Genomic DNA, 16,094 nt, shown 5'->3' on the forward strand with positions numbered 1-16,094 from the left:
GTTTAATTAATACTTTAAAATTTTTTAATTCAGTCAAGTTCCAGATTTGGCAACATTATTATTCAAAGAAAGCGAGAGCAACCTTGAAGTAATCTCATCCCTAAGCAAAGCCGCTTCATCATGCTGCAACCAGGTGAATAAGTTTGCCACTGCACCAGAAGACCGATCAATTTTCAGAGCCTCTTGAACCATGCGAAGCGCCCCTTCAACTTTGTCAAACTGCAAAGGAATACGAGCTTGTAACAAACAATAGTTAAAGTGATGGCTACGAGATTTTGCTGTGATTTCTACAGGAATATAATCCTCGGAAATTTCAATCGCACGTCGCAGACATTTACTCTGAGAACCAGATAGTATAGATTCGGTTGTAATATTGTGAGTGTGATGACGGTAACGAGCTAAGATTTCCGGTTCGTACCACCAATCATAAAAAGCGGTAACGCGCTTATAAAACTCCCAGTCTCCAGTATAATTTAACTCAGGAAGATATCCCCCTAAATGTTCATACGTTGAACGACGGACAACCACCGCAGGCATATTTAATGGATTTCCTACCCCAATCATTTGTATAAAATTTTCAGCAATCCCTCTGTTGTCTCCATAAATTTGTTGGGAGAAGACCACCTTTCCCTGCTCATTAATGTTTTCATAGCCTGTAAAAGCAGCCCCGACAGATGGCGAACATGTTTCTAAAGACTGTCTCAGGCGAGCATAAAAACCTGGAAGAACATAATCATCATCGTGAAGTAAATGAATCCACTGCCCTTGGCTGATGGCAACTGCGGTATTAAAATTTTGATATGCTCCCCTGTTTTGGCTATTGCGATAGTAGCGGATGATTCCCTGACCAATTTCATCGACTAAATCTTTCAAAGGGACAGGACTGGCATCATCAACAACGACAATTTCCATCTCTTCTTCTCCAGACCATTGCCTCAGAACACTCACCAAACATTCAAAGAGGTAATTAGTCCGGTTATTTGTGCTGTAAATTGGGAGTACAACACTCCAAAAAGGTCGTTTTCTATCATGGGCGATTGGGGGAATCGCTAGGAACCTATGCCTGCCTACAATTACCTCCCCTTGGGGAATTGGGGGTGTAACTGATATTTTTTGAGAAATTTCAGCATCTTTGCCAGCTGCTAATGCTTTGGCATAGTGGGGATTAATTAGCTTTAACCCTTGTTGATAGGCAGAAACTGCTTTCTGGTATTGGTCCTGCTGTTGGTAAATTTTGCCTAAATTGAGGTAAACTTCTCCATCGTTGGGATTAAGTTCCAAGAGTTTTTGGTAGGATGCGATCGCTTCTTCAAACTCCCCTTGTTCTTGCAGCGCCAACCCCAGGTTATAATGAGCTTCTAGCAAATTTGGTTGTAGTGCGATCGCTTGCTTGTAACAAGTAACAGCATTTTTCAAATCAAGAGCTTTTTTCCGGGCAACACCCAATTTATTATTCAATTGTGCATAGTGCATTTTTTGATTGACCGAGAGCTTACCTTGAGCGTGTAAGGCATTGCCCAAACTAGCCTCTGCTTCTATAAAGTCTGGCTTTAACTCTAGAGCTTTTTGATAATAGTTAATTGCTTCTTCAAATAATCCTTGTTCTTGCAGAGTATAACCCAAGTTATTGTAAATTTGCAGTGAGTTAGGTAATAAAACTAAAGCTTGTCGATAAGCTTTCTCTGCTTCCGAAAACTGTTTCTGTGCTAGACGCAAATTACCTAAACTGAACCAAGTCTTAACAGAATCTGGTTGAACTTGCGAAGCCGCACTTAGGCACTGTTCAGCAGTTTGATATTGTCCCATCTGCTCCGCCAACATCCCTAAACCATGTAAAGCTTCAGAGTTGTCAGGTTGTTTTTCCAGAACTTGAATATATAGCAGTTCCGATTCCACTAAACGATTGTCTCGTTGCTGTTGAACTGCTAGTTCGAGGATTTCAGCTACTGCTGTTTTATCTAGCGATTCAGCATCATCCTTTTGACCTGACAGATGCTTCTGCACCGCCATTTGAATAAGAGATTTAACTTTAGATTCTGAAATATTTGTAGTATCCATAACTTAATTAATTTGATATTAGATTGTTATTGTTATAGATTTTAGTATAGCTTCAGAAAATAGATGATAGGTATCAAGAAAATAAATATTTATTTTACCTATTTTTACCTGTTAATAAAGCAGGGCTATTTCATTAGACAAGGGAGAGATTTTGTCAACAGTCTGTACGAGAAACTAGCCTGAAATCAGTAATCTAAAAATTACCAATTCAAGTAAATTTCGGTACTTACACCATAGGGGTTACTGTTGGCAGAGAGTCTCTCCCAGAAAAGCTATCAATATTTTATTGTCCAATCAGATTTTTGACTTACCTGATTGTTTTGACTGAAATGCTTGTAAATCAGAGTCTTTTAGAGAATGAAATAGCTCTGTTTTTTCAGGTGAGAATTATCCAGAATCAGAGTAGTTTTCCTGGAAAGTAATTAGCCTTAAGCAAATTATATTACCGAGTTTAGCTCACTGGCACTCACGTTTGAAAATAGTATGCTTTGTTGAGCATTATTAATGAGAGACAAAGAATTACCGACAGACAAAGAAATACCGAGAGACAAAGAATTAAAGGTGAGAAGAGCGCCATCGTTGGTATCTGTGATGTTACCTCGACTTCCCCAGCCATTTAATTCAAGCTTATCAATACCAACCTGGAAATCTTGAATCACATCAAAGTCTTTTTTAAGCAAGGTATCACTACGTTTGAAAGTAAATGTGTCATTACCATCGCTACCAACTAAAACATCATTACCACTACCACCATAGAGTGTATCATTGCCTTTACCGCCATAAAGTGTATCATTGCCATCGCCACCATTTAGCGAATCGTTACCTTGGCCGGCGTCGAGGTTATCATTACCTCTGTTTCCAGATAGCTTATCATCCCCCAAGCTGGCATAAAGTTTGTCTGCCCCGTTGGTTCCCGTCAGATTATCCTTCCGAATCGTGCCATAGATAACATCTGTACCCAGGTTGCCGATTAAAGTATCTCCTGCTAATTCCACAGAACTAGTATTAATTTTGACTATAGTTAGATTGGTATTGCGATTAAAACTCCGCTCATAAGTACCAACAGCACTACCATTCAGGAAGTCAGTACCATTGTTGCCATCAATATCAGAATCTTTATCACGACTATTGATTGTGACATTGCGACTACGACCAAATGTTAGATTCCCGATTTCATCGGAGGAGATTAATTTACCTTGGATGCCAAAATAATCTAAAACTCTGGCCTTGTTAGGATTTGTGGTATCTAATACCAAAAAAGTGGTTGTAGACTGAGCCTTGTTATATTCAACGTCAGGATTTTCAATTTCTTTAGCTGTCAGTTTTAAATCTGCTGAAAAATCAAAAGAGAAGTTTTCATTACGACCAACTGCAAAACTAGCAAGTACCTTTGCTTCGCTGTTGGAAGTACCTTCAAATTGACCACTTAATCCAACGACAGCAGCCTGAGTGAAAAGTGATGAAAAAGTTGGGTCAAAACTTGCTTGAGCGTCAGCAATTGCAGCAGCTACACCACCTTGAACTAATGCGTCCGTCTGGGTAGCAGTTAAAATGCTTGAAGTACCTTCACTATAGTTAGAAAAAGTAGCATCCCCTTCAGCGGTAGCAAAATTAGGACTAGGATCGGGCTTGGGATTGGGCTTATTATTGAGATTAGTTCTCCCATTGAAAGAAAGTAAATTTTGAAGTGTCAGTGTTAGACTTACTCTTGATGCCATAAAAAACCTGTGTTGATTTTGTGAGTTAACAAATTTGTGCCTAAATATTCGGGGAGTAATTCTCTCCGAATTTACGAGCTAAATCTCTCGATAGCCCTATAAAACGGTCAGCTTTTATCTAGGACTTGCTTTGCTTTTAACAGCACTTTTAAATAGCCTAATTGACTATTCCAAGCTGAACGTGGAAGCAGTGGGATTTTCTCTAATTCTGGAGATGGTAATGACTCAATGTCAGTTTTGTTGTCTGAAATTGTGGTACTTTCTGAATTTTCTGCCATGATTTATTATCTCACGAAAGAGTAATAAAATTCGCGTTCTTGTTGCCAACTTTCTGACCATTGAATGCTATCAGCAGTAAAGTGTAATCGGTCGTTTGCTGGCAATAAGGTATCTGTAGACTCGACAATTAGCTCAAATTCGCCATTATCAAATGGCAATCCTTGCGCCTTTACTTTGAGAACTACACGCTCTCTCATACCTTGTTTGGCATGAACAAGAGCGCGATGATGACAGTAAGGATTATTACCTCTCTGATTAAAGAAAACATGGGCAGTCCAACTGCAACCCCCACGACAAAGTTCAGCATATTCGCAGGTTTTACAGAAACCCCACAGGTGTTTTGTGCCTTCAGGTGTTCCTGCTCCTAGATTGAAGCGTAATTCTTCTGCACCTTCGATAATATCATGCAAGGTCTGTTCTCGAATATTACCACCTGTATAGGCAGTAGTCGGTAGTGAGGGACAGCCTTTAATCGCTCCGTCAGCTTCAATTCCCAAAGTAGAGAGTCCTGCTCCGCAACCTTGCCAAAATGAGAAGTCATGCTCCTTTCCCCGTCCCCGCAACAATCGTTCATAAGGGCCGTAGTAACCAATGTTATTTCCCGCCTGAAGTTGCACACCTTCTTGGTAAGCACGACGCGCCACACGGGCAAGCATGGGGTAGATATCTAACAATTCATGGGGTTGGAGGAGGATATCTGCGTTATCGGCTGCATTTCCCATTGGTACAGTTAGCTGAACTTGCCAAGCACGAGCACCTGCATCACGAATGCACTCATAGATGCACGGAAACTCTGGCGCTGACAGGCGGTTAATTTGGGTGTTGCAACCAAAAGAAATACCCACTTCTCGCAGATGACTCATGGTTTTAAATGCATATTTCCAGGAGCCTTTCTTTCCCCGCAGGTGGTCATGAGTTGCTTCCAAGCCATCAATAGAAACAGAGACGGTACGAATTCCTGCTTCCTTCATTTTTTGGGCGGTTTCTAACGAAATGCCATAGCCGCCCGTAGTCATACCACATAACATTCCCGCCTCGTTGATAGCTTTGGCAATTTCCAGCCAGTCTGGACGCAGAAATGCTTCACCACCAATGAGAGTAACTTCTTTAATTCCAACTTCTGCCATCTGCTTGACGAGATCCAAAGCTTCTTCTGGGGAAAGTTCTTTGGCACGCTCATGTCCTGCACGGGAACCACAGTGACTACAAGCTAGATTGCACTTTAAGGTAATTTCCCAAACTGCGTAGCTTTTGCGGTGATATGTCATAGGTTAACTCTCAATCTCAACCCTGAAAATAAACGAACGCATTCTATTTCTTCATCGTTTTATCGGGTTATTGTACTTCTGTTGGGCTAACAACTACTCCATATAACGCTTGTACAGGTGGATGTACTCCTTGGGTAGGATCTGGCCATGGCTTTGGATTTGGTTTAGGAATCCATTTACATTTAATTGGTGGTTTTCCACATTCTTCGGGAGGTGAGACTACAACACCATACAATGGCTGAAAAACTTGTTCCTTGGTGTTTATAGCCCCGCCAAAGGCTCCTACTAATTCCTCTTCAGTGAGGTCGTCAAACTGACCTAATTCTTTTAATTCCAATATTTGAATCGAGGCTGTTTCAAATTCTTCTTGAGAAAAATTATAGCCACTTTCTTCCATTACTTTTATCACTTCGTCAAGTTTATCGCTCATCAATTGAGTGTAAAAAGTTTCGTCTTTAACTATTCTGATTATGAACTCTTTAACTTTCTCGAAAATTGTTAATGACATAATTTTTGGTGTGTTGTTATGGTGATTGGATTTTTTATTTAAGTTTAGATTGATGGCAATGAAATAACACGTCTAGCCAGAAAACTTTAGTGAGTCCACTTGTGTAACTTCTTGTTGCTGGGTTTGGTAAATCTCTCCTAATTTGATATTGGCTTCCTGGTGTTGGGGATTTAACTCCAAAGCTTTTTGATAGCAAGCAAGCGCTTCTTCTAGCTTCCCTTGTTCTTGCAGTATCACCCCCAAGTTATAATGGGCATCTACTAAATCAGGTTGTAGTGCGATCGCAGTTCGATAGTAAACAACAGCAGTTTGCCAATCAGCTGCTTGTTGGCGGGCCATGCCCAATTTATAATTCAATTCAGCATAATAGGCTTGTTTCTCTGTCGAAAGCTTCCCTTGGGCAAAAAGCGCATTCCCTAAATTGATTTCGGCTTCTATGCAGTTGGGCTGAAATTCCAGAGCTTTTTGATAAGATGCGATCGCTTCCTCACACTTACCTTGTTGTTGCAAGGTGTAGCCCAAATTGTTGTAAATTGTCCCTGCATCTGGTCGTAAAGCAATAGCTTTTTGGTAAGCTGCTTCAGCTGACGGTAACTGTCCTTGGCCTTGCAGCAAATTGCCTAAACTAAACCAAATTTTCACAGAGTTAGGCTGAACTTGCGAAGCTGCACTCAAATGCTTCTGAGCTTCCTGCAAGTCACCTTTCTGCTGTGTCAGCATCCCTAAATTGTATAATGCTTCGGAATAGTCTGGTTGTTTTTCGATCACCTGACGATATAGCTGTTCGGCTGTATCTAAGCGATTAGCTCGATGATCTTGAAGTGCAAGTTGAAACAGTTCAGCAACATCTTTAGCGTTAAATTGTCTTGGTTTATTAACCAGCTGCAAAAGAAAATCTTCCAGCGCTCTGACTGGCTTTAAATCGTCATATAATTTATGTTTATTTTCTGCAATTTGCTGAGAAATATATTGCCGATATTTAGCATCTTTCCCCAGACGGATGGCGATTTGTACGTATTCTGCTTTATTTGAAGCGATCGTCTCTTCTATACCCATCATCTTGAGAATTGCCAGAGAATGTCGTCCCCGCATCAGTTCTCCTGGTAATGTGACAACCGGAATATTATGAGCAATAGATTCGAGCGTAGAGTTACATCCAGACCAACCAATACTATCTAAGAAGACATCTGCTAAGGCTGTAGTCCCAGCAAACTTCCTTTCATTGAGGGGAGACAAAAATAAACAGTGATTTTGATAATCCAACCCTAATGCTGCAAAAGCATGGTTTAAGCGCTGGCGAAATACTTCTGTAAGCTCTTCAGTTGGATTTTCAATAAACACAAATTTAGAATTCCCTAACTCTTTAGCAATGGAGGGAAAAACATCATCATGATTGGGCAGATATTTATATAATGACTGACAACACCAGAAGAAAATATCATCCTCTTTTAAACCTATATCTGGTTTCTTAATTTCTTCGGGTTGAATTACTAAAGGTGTGTAATGAATCGATAGATTTGGTAATCTAACTAATTTTTCTGTATAATGTTCTTGAGCATTTTCTGGTTCCATTAAGTCACTGCTCAAGTAATAGTCAATTGTCGGGAGTCCACTAGTCTCAGGGTGTCCCCAAGATGTCATTTGAATTGGCGCTAATCTCAGACAACCTAGTTTGATTGTCATTAAATTCATGCCAAATTCTGGGAAAATCAGGATATGTAATTTATCTTTTGTTATTACCTCACACCATTCTTCAACTGAGCGAACACCTTGGACAAATTTATCAAAACTCTTGTTGGCACTGATTGTTGAAGAATCTTTTCTGACGGCAGTGTGATAACCAAATAATTCAAATTCACTTCGATCTAGATTTTCTACCCAACCTTTAATAGGAATTTTCCAATTAGAATGGCTAGAGAAAAACCCAGAGATAATACCAACACGAACCTTTTGATTTTGATCTAAATTTGGCAGAACAAGCGGCTGGCTATCTTGGGGATAGCGACTCGACATAATCTGGGAAATCATCTCCCCATAAGTTTGCTGTAAATCTCGGTCATTTAAGCCTTGATATGCCAAATAAAAAGGCTGAAATGTTCCCACAGCATCAGCTGCTTTTGCCCGTTCTTCCTGACTAGTTAATTCATAACCTTTAGCTAAATTTTGCAAATACTGTTGATACTGATTTCGTCTGAATGCAATTTCATCAACACTAGAATAGATAATTGGCAGTTGGCTGATACAAGCACCAAATTTAGCCAAATCATAGTTTGGTGTCATCTTTACGGCTTGTTCAAATGCCTCGACTGCTGCTTCTATTTTGTTAGCAGGTATAAATACTGTTCCTAAGTTGCAATAGATGTAATCAATATCAGGTCGAATTTTAATAGCTTTCTGATAAGATTCTATGGCGGCATCAATTCTATTTTGTGCCTTCAGAAGATTTCCCAAGTTGTTATAGGTGACTGCCAAATCAGGTTGAATACTTAAAGCTTTTTCATAAGCTTCTATTGCTTGCTCAAATCTGCCTTTTTCGTGGAAAAAATACCCTAAGTTGTGATAGGCATTGGCATCGTCTGGTTTAATTTTGATTGCTTGCTGACAAGATTTGATAGCATCATTTAATCGCCCTTGTTTTTGGAGTATCTCTCCTAAATTACTATGAGATTTTCCTAAATCTGGCTGTAATGCAATAGCTTGGCGATAATATAACTCTGCAAACTTGAAATCGCCTGCTTGGTGTCTAGTTAAAGCAAACTCGTGATTTAAGCCTGCATAGTGGACTTGTTCTTCTGGTGACAGCTTTCCTTGAATATGGAGAGTATTACTGATGTTGATTTGCACTTCTATGGAGTCGGGGAGAATCAACAGTGCTTTTTCATAACAGGCGATCGCTTCTTCTAGTTTGCCCTGTTGTTGCAGACTAAACCCCAAGCTGTTGTATATTTCCCCTGCTTTTGGCTGTAATTGCAAAGCTGCTTGAAAAAATTGTTCTGCATTTTGATATTTTCCCTGCTGCTGTGCCAGCATACCTAATCCATATAATGCCTCTGACTGCTTGGGATTTTTGTCTATAATTTGACGATAAACCTCTTCAGCTTGAGTGAAGCGCTTGGCTCGTTGATATTGAAGAGCGAGTTGGAGAGCATCAGGAATTGTGGTCACGTCGCTTTGCTCCGAGTTCAAAATTAACAATCCCCATAAATAAATTTAGGAGTTTATATCCTTTACTTTTATTTAATATGTCTTTTGTTCCTATGGGAATCCGATTTGATTACTGAACTTACTTGCCTAGGGAGGGAACAGGGAACGGGGAACTCTTAACAGGGAACAGGAAATAAAGATGTACCTAGCTTCGCAAAAATCAAATACGAGTCCTATATATCTGCAAGGAACTCAAGTTTTTAAAACTTATAACTGAATTTGGTTCAAATCAACTGATATCATGTCTGCTTGATTACTTACTAAACTTAGTTAAAAGAAATTTTACGCTTCTCTACCTTTCGGGGATCTATCAAGAAGCTTACGGCTACGGGAAAGTGTTTTACTTATAACTATTAACCCAGAGTTTTAATTCAGCGTTAGCAAACATTACAGACAGTAACCTGAGTTGAGAACTAAATATTGTAAAAATTTATTGCGGAAATAGTTTTTTGAGACCAAAGGGTGTATTTTAGGTAAAAGCCGAAGGCTCAAATGAGCAAAGAACCTTCGGCAATTTATAGAACCTACTAGGCTTTCGAGCCTAACTCTACTTGCAGGAAGGAGTTAATACTTTTTGCGAGTAGAATTTAATTATTAGTTACTACTTAGTAAGTAATAGCAGTACTTGATGAACCACTAGCAGAAGAATTATTAGTGGTTACGGCGAAAGTGTAGGTAGAAGTGTAGGTGTTGTTGCCGTATGCATTAGCAAGTGCATCTGCAAAAGCCTTGTTGGCTCCACCAACAATTTCTTCAGAGGTATTTTCCAAGTAGTTTAGATCAGAAATAATCATTTGAGTTTCTCCTAAGATTTGTAACTGTTGTTGGGATCTGTTTGTATAACCAACTTGTTTTGTTTGGCTATGTACTTAATATACTTCATTTTTCAAAGAAGTCAATGCTTTTTTGAAAAAATTTTGATTAGAAAAACTAATAGGTTTAAGTCGAGTAATCATCATAATATAGTAATAATTGAATTTAGAAAAAATTGCATGATAAATTTAAGCAGTAATTGAAATTATTGCTGCCTAGCAAGAACTATAGCGATTTAGTTTATTTTTTTTAATAACGCTAAATTAGCACTTTGTAGATGTATTCACAAAACACTAAAAAGAAAAGTTATTAAGTTTTTAAGCAAACAAAACCTGTATTTGCAACATTTTTGAAGACTAGAGATATCTACTCTAAGTCAGAGGAGATAGTTAGCAACAAAAACATTTTAAATTTCATAAATTATTTAGTCTTGGTAAATAACATATCTATTAATTCCTCCTGCGATCCGTCTGAGTCTATTTGAGTAACTATTTTCATAGCGTTGATTTGTTGCTTTAACCAATCAGCAAAGGATTCTGTAATGATTTTTTGGCGCAACTGTTCATCTAATTGGGGTTGAATGACTTCTTCCACCCAAATTAAATACACTCCCTTGGGAGTCGTAATTGGTTTGAGAGCTTCTGGTGGTGCAGCAGCAAAGACAGCGGCTGCAATCTCTGGACGAAAATCTTTGCGGTATCGGAGTCCTTGGTATCCATAAGCACGGCGGATTTCTGGCTCTGAGATATATAGACGAGCAATGTCTGGAAAATTGATTTCGCCTTCTTCTAGGGCATAAAAAAGCTCTAAAGCCAAGTCTCGATCCTCGAAGACGACTTCGTAGGTAACGGCGGCGATATAATCTAGCTGATGTTCATAAAAGTGCTTTTCCAGTTGATTGGAAAATAGATGATTTGCTAACTTCCGTGAAAGGACTTTGTTGTAGGCTAATTCATCAAACTCATCCACAGACAGGTGGTGTTTTTCTAGCCATGACCAAGTGTCTTTAGCTTTAACAAGCTTCTTGGCGAACCGTAAGTTATCTCCTTCTTGCTGCACTTCTTCTGGTGTGACTGTAATTCCTGCCGCTTGAGCTGCTTCGGCAATAATACTTTGCGATGCGATCGCTTCCACAACAGCAGGTATCTGACAGGAGAGTTTCAGACTGTGAATGATATCTGAAGTGGAAATGTTCAGATTGTGGGACATAACACGATATCTCCAATAATTAAGCAGATTGGGGATTGGGCACGGAGCATTGATTATTCCTCCAGTCTCCCTTGTCCAATTTCCTGATTTCAGTGCGATACCTTTAACTACATCTCCAAACCGCCCTTTTTCAGTTTCTTGAACGGATCTAGAACAAAGTCAATTACTCGCCGTTGACGAATGATGACTTCAGCATTTGCTGTCTGACCAGCACCTAATGGAATACGTTTGTTGCCATTTTGGACATACTGCTGGTCTAAGGTGATTTCTAATTCATAGGTTTCGATGTTGCCTTGGGGTGTTTGGCTAACTTTCGAGTCAGGAGAGATCCAAGTAACTTTCCCTGGAACAATGCCATACTCTTGGAAAGGATAGGCATCAAACTTAACTTTTACTGGCATTCCAACCTTCAAAAAACCGCTCTCCTGATTTGGTATATTGGCTCTGAGTACGAAGTCTGTTTTCATGGGTGCAATTTGGGCAATCCTTTGACCGACTTGTACCACCGCTCCGGGCTTAGTGGTGGGTAATTCAAAAATCACCCCATTAATTGGCGATCGCACCACTCGCTGCTGAATTTGCAGTTTTGTAGATATCAGCTGGCTTTTTGTCTGAGCGATTTCTGATTGCGTTGCTGTTATTTGTGTTTGTATATCTTTTAGCTGCTCCTGATTTTTCATTACAGCTAGTTCTCCGGCTTGCGTGGCACTTTTATAGCTACTTTGTTCTTCTTGCAGTCGGAGTTTTGCTTGTTTAATATCAGACTCTAACGTTTTGATCGTTACTTGATAATTATTTAGCTCTTGGTCTAAACGCAATTGAGCTTGTTTAATATCTGATAGAGACTTTTTATAAAGTCGTTTGCTTTCTTGCTCTTGTTTTTTGATTTCATCAAATTGGGTTGGAGCAACTATTTTATCGTCAACGAGTTGGCTAAAACGTTTAGCTTGCGTAGAATCTATACTCAAACGGGCTTCAGCCGATTCTCGATCGTCTTGACTGGTGGAAATTTGCTCCTCTGCTTGTTTAACTAATGATTGTTTTTCTAACTTTTGCAGGTTATAGCTACTCAGTTTGGCATCCAGGTTTTGCTGCACCTGGTTGAGTTGAGCCAATTTTTCTAATTCTTGGGATTTATTTTGTTGTTCTAAAAGACTCGTTGACATTAGGAGTTGATTTTTCAGCAGTTCCAGTTGGGATTGCCGATTTTGTAACCCTTGCAATTTGCTCTGGACTTGTTGCAGTTCCGTTTGTAGTAAATCAGAATCTAGTTCCAGTAAAACCTGGCCGGCTCTAACTCTATCTCCTTCTTTGACCGTAACTGCTTTGACACTTCCAGCAGCTTGAGCGTCTAATTTTTGAGTTGCACCTTTAGGTTCTACACGCCCTCTGGCACTACCAGTTTCATCTACTTTTGAAAGAATTGCCCAAGGTAAGAATAGACCAGCAAAGGCGATGAGCACATACAACAAACTACGAGTCCAAATTCGAGGTAAGGCATCGAGTAGTTTTTCTGTACCGTAGTACAAATCTTGACTTTCATTTTCTGCCTCTGTCTGCTCGTCAAACTCTAGCGATTCCTCTTGCTGTTTGTAACCTTGATATTCATCTTGCTTATCTTGGGGAAGTGGGGACGATCTATTGGGATGTGGCATGATTTTATTTCCAATAACAGTAGATGGGGAGTGCAGGAGAAATCAATTCAAAATTGTACCCTTATAGGGAAGCAACTACGCGCAGAGTCTCGCAATGCCCCATCAACTAACTTGAGACATCTGTTGTTGATTCAGGTAGTAATAATGACCTTTTTTCGCGATTAATTCGTCGTGGGTACCGCTTTCTACCAAAATACCTTGATCCAAAACCAGGATTAAGTCCGCGTTGCGGACTGTAGAGAGGCGATGGGCAATAATTACACTTGTGCGTCCTTTAAGAATTGTTTTGAGGTTGTTTTGAATAATTCGTTCTGATTCTGAATCTAGGTGACTAGTGGCTTCATCAAACAGTAATAACCGAGGATTTCCGAGCAAAGCACGAGCAATTGCTAGGCGTTGGCGCTGTCCCCCAGAGAGCATTCCGCCACTTTCACCAATTTCGGATTCATAACCCATCGGTAATTTTTGAATAAATTCATCAGCTCCAGCATATTTTGCTGCTTGGATAATTTCTTCTGAAGAAGCATTTGGATTAGCGATCGCAATGTTTTCCTGAACAGTCCCCCCAAACAGAAAAGTATCTTGGTCTACAACGCCGATTTGGGAACGGAGCGATCGCATAGATACACTGGTGAGATCGTGACCATCAATGAGTATTTTGCCATCTGTCGGTGGGTATAAACCCAAAATCAATTTACTAAGAGTTGTTTTTCCAGAACCGCTGCGCCCTACGACTGCAACCATCTGTTCCGGCTGAATTTCAAAGCTGAGATTTTCTAATACGTTAGTGTCACTTTCTGAGTGATAACGAAAGGTAACATTCTGAAAACAAATGTTACCACGGAGTTTACCCAACGACTTGCGAGGTTTATTTGCTAAGTCTTCTTCTGGTTCGGCCTCCAACACATCATTAATCCGTTCGGTAGAAATCACGATTTCCTGTAATTCATTCCACAGCAAAGCTAGCCGTTGGAAAGGACTCAAGACGTTACCCACCAACATATTGAAAGCAACTAGTTGTCCAATAGTTAGTTCGTTATTAATTACCTGGGTTGCTCCGTACCACAGCAATGAAGTATTTACAAAGGTGTGGATGACGCCACTGATAATTTGCAAGCGATTGCCAATTATTTGAGCATTAAAGTCTTTTTTGATTAAATCATTCAGCAGTTCCTCCCAACGCCAACGCACTGTCTGTTCAATTGCTAATGAGCGGACGGTACGAATTCCGCTTAGGGATTCTATGAGATAGCTTTGTTCTTTATTATTTGCATTAAAAATTTCTCTGGAGATGCGGCGCAAAATACTTGTGCTGGCTAGCGCCAAGATAAAAAATGGCGGTACAATACACAGCACGAATAATGCCATCCGCCAGCTATAGGAGAACATCAAAGCCAGATAAACCACTAATGTCAGCATATCCAACACGATGGAGAGTGTCTGACCAGTAAGGAAGTGCTGAATTTTCTGGTTTTCTTGGATGCGCGAGACTATATCCCCAACGTAACGCGACTCGAAATAAGCAAGGGGTAAACGGAGGGTATGTTTGATGAAGCCTACGAGTAAGGCGATACTAATGCGGTTAGCAGTGTGAAATAAGAGATATTGCCGTACACCGTTGACAGCAACACCAAACAACCCAAAAACAATCATTCCCAAACCAATGGCGTTCAAGGTTGGAACGCTGCGTTGCACAAGTACTCTGTCGAGCAACAACTGGGTAAATACTGGCGTTACTAACCCAAATAATTGAATTACTACCGAAGCTATGAAAATTTCTACCAGTGTTCGATAGTGAGGTTTGACTAACTCAAAAAATTTCCAGAAGCTTCTACTTTCGTCCTTAGCACTTTTTAGTAGAGCTGTAGGTTGCAGTAACAATGCATAACCAGTCCAACCTGCTTGAAATTCAGCTTTTGTCAGGCTGCGTTGACCAAGAGCTGGGTCACATACAATCACCCGCTTTTGGGTGATTTCATAGACAACAATAAAGTGTTTACCTTCCCAGTGAGCAATTGCAGGTAAAGGTTGTTCTGCTAATTTATCAAGAGTAGCTTTCACTGGACGGGTGGCAAAACCCAGGTATTCTGCTGTTGCTGCCATCGCCTTTAGGGATGCACCGTTGCGAGTGACATTGGTCATATCCCGTAGGCGATTGATATTAAAATGTTTGCCCCAATAGTTACCAATCATCACCAAGCAAGCAGAGCCACAATCAGCTGCACTTTGTTGGGCATAGAAGGGATAGCTTTTGGTGATACGTTTCCACCAATGCCCCATTTGTACTTTCGGACTGGGAAAGTAAAAACGTGATTTTTTTATTGGCTGTTGTTGTGACTGCTTCTCTCTTTGGGGAAAAGGAATAATTTTAGATTTAGATTTTGGAGATTGGAAAGTTTTTTCCCCAGTGCCCAGTGCCCAATCCTCAGTCCCTAATCCCCACTCCCCTAACTCCGGGAAGTATTCTAGTGCTGTTTGCATCTGGTGGTTTTTCAGAATGTATGCAATTGCTGGTTGCGTTGCTTGCCAATCTCCTTGTTTTGGTTGAGCAAAGATTGTACCTGGTGTCAAAGAATGGCCTTGAGAATGCCGCAGTTGACCTTTGTATAATAGCCACAACTGTGAATCTTGGGATATTTGTGGACTTACAGAACCAGTTTCTAACTGGTGTCGCTCAAACAAAGATAAGGCTTTGAGCATTCCTGAAACTTGTGATGTATGGCATGGGAATTGTCCTACTTGGCGACATAACAACAACAAATCCCAAAGTTCTGCACGGCTGAATAGGCGATCGCCAATGTTAGGATACTTGTCTATCAACCTTTGCAATGCTTCTTGCCTGAAATAGCCAAGTTTTAAGCTTGTCGAAGCTTTAACTACATAAGGACTAAAATTAACTTCGGGAAACAAAGTCAATTCACCAAAAACAGACCATGCACCAAAGGTAGTAATTAAATTCTCAGAACTATCTAACAGTCGGACTTTACCTGTAAGAATAATGTATATACCAGGATGCGTCTGTGCAGATTGCCAAAATTGCTTTGCTGATGGTGGCTCCACAATTTCCATTTCTGCCAATAAGTTCTCTAATTCTTTTTCTGAAAGTTTTGTACCCAAGGTATACAAAAGTCTTTCACCCACATGTTGCTCAGAAAGCACTGGTGGCATTTTCTCATCTCCACAAAAAAATTTAGTTATCAGTCTGAATCCGATTCAAAAATTCATTAAAAATATTATTTAATCCCGTATTTCCACCGAGGAAACTCTAAGCTTTCTGAGAGTAAAGTTAGAGAGAAATAGTCTAGTAGCAAAGCATTTATCTTTTACATATAAAGTACATATCAAGGATTTTTATTAGGTGGACAACCCATTTGTTGCAGCC

At 40.0% G+C, this 16,094-nt stretch carries 10 protein-coding genes; all 10 read right to left on the minus strand.

Translation table 11 applies throughout. The annotated features are described in order from the left end of the window. Nucleotides 1-33: 33 nt before the first annotated feature. Nucleotides 34-2,058, minus strand: coding sequence for a tetratricopeptide repeat protein (locus RMY63_RS19615; protein WP_322730304.1), 2,025 nt, complete (start codon nucleotides 2,056-2,058; stop codon nucleotides 34-36). Between the two features lie 437 nt (nucleotides 2,059-2,495). Further along, a complete protein-coding gene (locus RMY63_RS19620) occupies nucleotides 2,496-3,776 on the minus strand; it encodes a calcium-binding protein (RefSeq protein WP_322730305.1) in 1,281 nt (426 codons plus the stop codon). 107 nt (nucleotides 3,777-3,883) lie between these two features. Beyond that, entirely contained in the window at nucleotides 3,884-4,054 is a 171-nt protein-coding gene (locus tag RMY63_RS19625; protein ID WP_322730306.1) for a hypothetical protein, read from the minus strand. 6 nt (nucleotides 4,055-4,060) lie between these two features. Next, complete coding sequence (locus RMY63_RS19630) at nucleotides 4,061-5,323, minus strand: nif11-class peptide radical SAM maturase 3 (protein WP_322730307.1); 1,263 nt, start codon at nucleotides 5,321-5,323, stop codon at nucleotides 4,061-4,063. A gap of 67 nt (nucleotides 5,324-5,390) precedes the next feature. After that, entirely contained in the window at nucleotides 5,391-5,831 is a 441-nt protein-coding gene (locus RMY63_RS19635; protein WP_322730308.1) for a Nif11-like leader peptide family RiPP precursor, read from the minus strand. Nucleotides 5,832-5,903: 72 nt separating this feature from the next. Continuing rightward, nucleotides 5,904-8,996 (minus strand): tetratricopeptide repeat protein, encoded by a 3,093-nt coding sequence (locus tag RMY63_RS19640; RefSeq protein ID WP_322730309.1) that lies wholly within the window; start codon nucleotides 8,994-8,996, stop codon nucleotides 5,904-5,906. 644 nt (nucleotides 8,997-9,640) lie between these two features. Next, the gene (locus tag RMY63_RS19645; protein WP_322730310.1) at nucleotides 9,641-9,829 is read right to left on the minus strand and encodes a hypothetical protein; all 189 of its coding nucleotides are present in this window, start codon (nucleotides 9,827-9,829) and stop codon (nucleotides 9,641-9,643) included. 439 nt (nucleotides 9,830-10,268) lie between these two features. Next, on the minus strand, nucleotides 10,269-11,057 hold the full coding sequence (locus RMY63_RS19650) for a peptidylprolyl isomerase (protein ID WP_322730311.1): 789 nt from the start codon (nucleotides 11,055-11,057) through the stop codon (nucleotides 10,269-10,271). A 107-nt stretch (nucleotides 11,058-11,164) separates the two neighbouring features. Further along, entirely contained in the window at nucleotides 11,165-12,712 is a 1,548-nt protein-coding gene (locus RMY63_RS19655) for an HlyD family efflux transporter periplasmic adaptor subunit (protein ID WP_322730312.1), read from the minus strand. A gap of 102 nt (nucleotides 12,713-12,814) precedes the next feature. After that, complete coding sequence (locus RMY63_RS19660; RefSeq protein ID WP_322730313.1) at nucleotides 12,815-15,880, minus strand: peptidase domain-containing ABC transporter; 3,066 nt, start codon at nucleotides 15,878-15,880, stop codon at nucleotides 12,815-12,817. Nucleotides 15,881-16,094: the final 214 nt, after the last annotated feature.

This window comes from Nostoc sp. ChiQUE01b, assembly GCF_034531255.1.
Taxonomy (GTDB): domain Bacteria; phylum Cyanobacteriota; class Cyanobacteriia; order Cyanobacteriales; family Nostocaceae; genus Nostoc.

Bases quoted from the DNA above. Each gene is read 5' to 3' on its own strand.
- RMY63_RS19615 (WP_322730304.1), bottom strand. From the start codon at position 2,058: ATGGATACTACAAATATTTCAGAATCTAAAGTTAAATCTCTTATTCAA.
- RMY63_RS19620 (WP_322730305.1), bottom strand. From the start codon at position 3,776: ATGGCATCAAGAGTAAGTCTAACACTGACACTTCAAAATTTACTTTCT.
- RMY63_RS19625 (WP_322730306.1), bottom strand. From the start codon at position 4,054: ATGGCAGAAAATTCAGAAAGTACCACAATTTCAGACAACAAAACTGAC.
- RMY63_RS19630 (WP_322730307.1), bottom strand. From the start codon at position 5,323: ATGACATATCACCGCAAAAGCTACGCAGTTTGGGAAATTACCTTAAAG.
- RMY63_RS19635 (WP_322730308.1), bottom strand. From the start codon at position 5,831: ATGTCATTAACAATTTTCGAGAAAGTTAAAGAGTTCATAATCAGAATA.
- RMY63_RS19645 (WP_322730310.1), bottom strand. From the start codon at position 9,829: ATGATTATTTCTGATCTAAACTACTTGGAAAATACCTCTGAAGAAATT.
- RMY63_RS19650 (WP_322730311.1), bottom strand. From the start codon at position 11,057: ATGTCCCACAATCTGAACATTTCCACTTCAGATATCATTCACAGTCTG.
- RMY63_RS19655 (WP_322730312.1), bottom strand. From the start codon at position 12,712: ATGCCACATCCCAATAGATCGTCCCCACTTCCCCAAGATAAGCAAGAT.
- RMY63_RS19660 (WP_322730313.1), bottom strand. From the start codon at position 15,880: ATGCCACCAGTGCTTTCTGAGCAACATGTGGGTGAAAGACTTTTGTAT.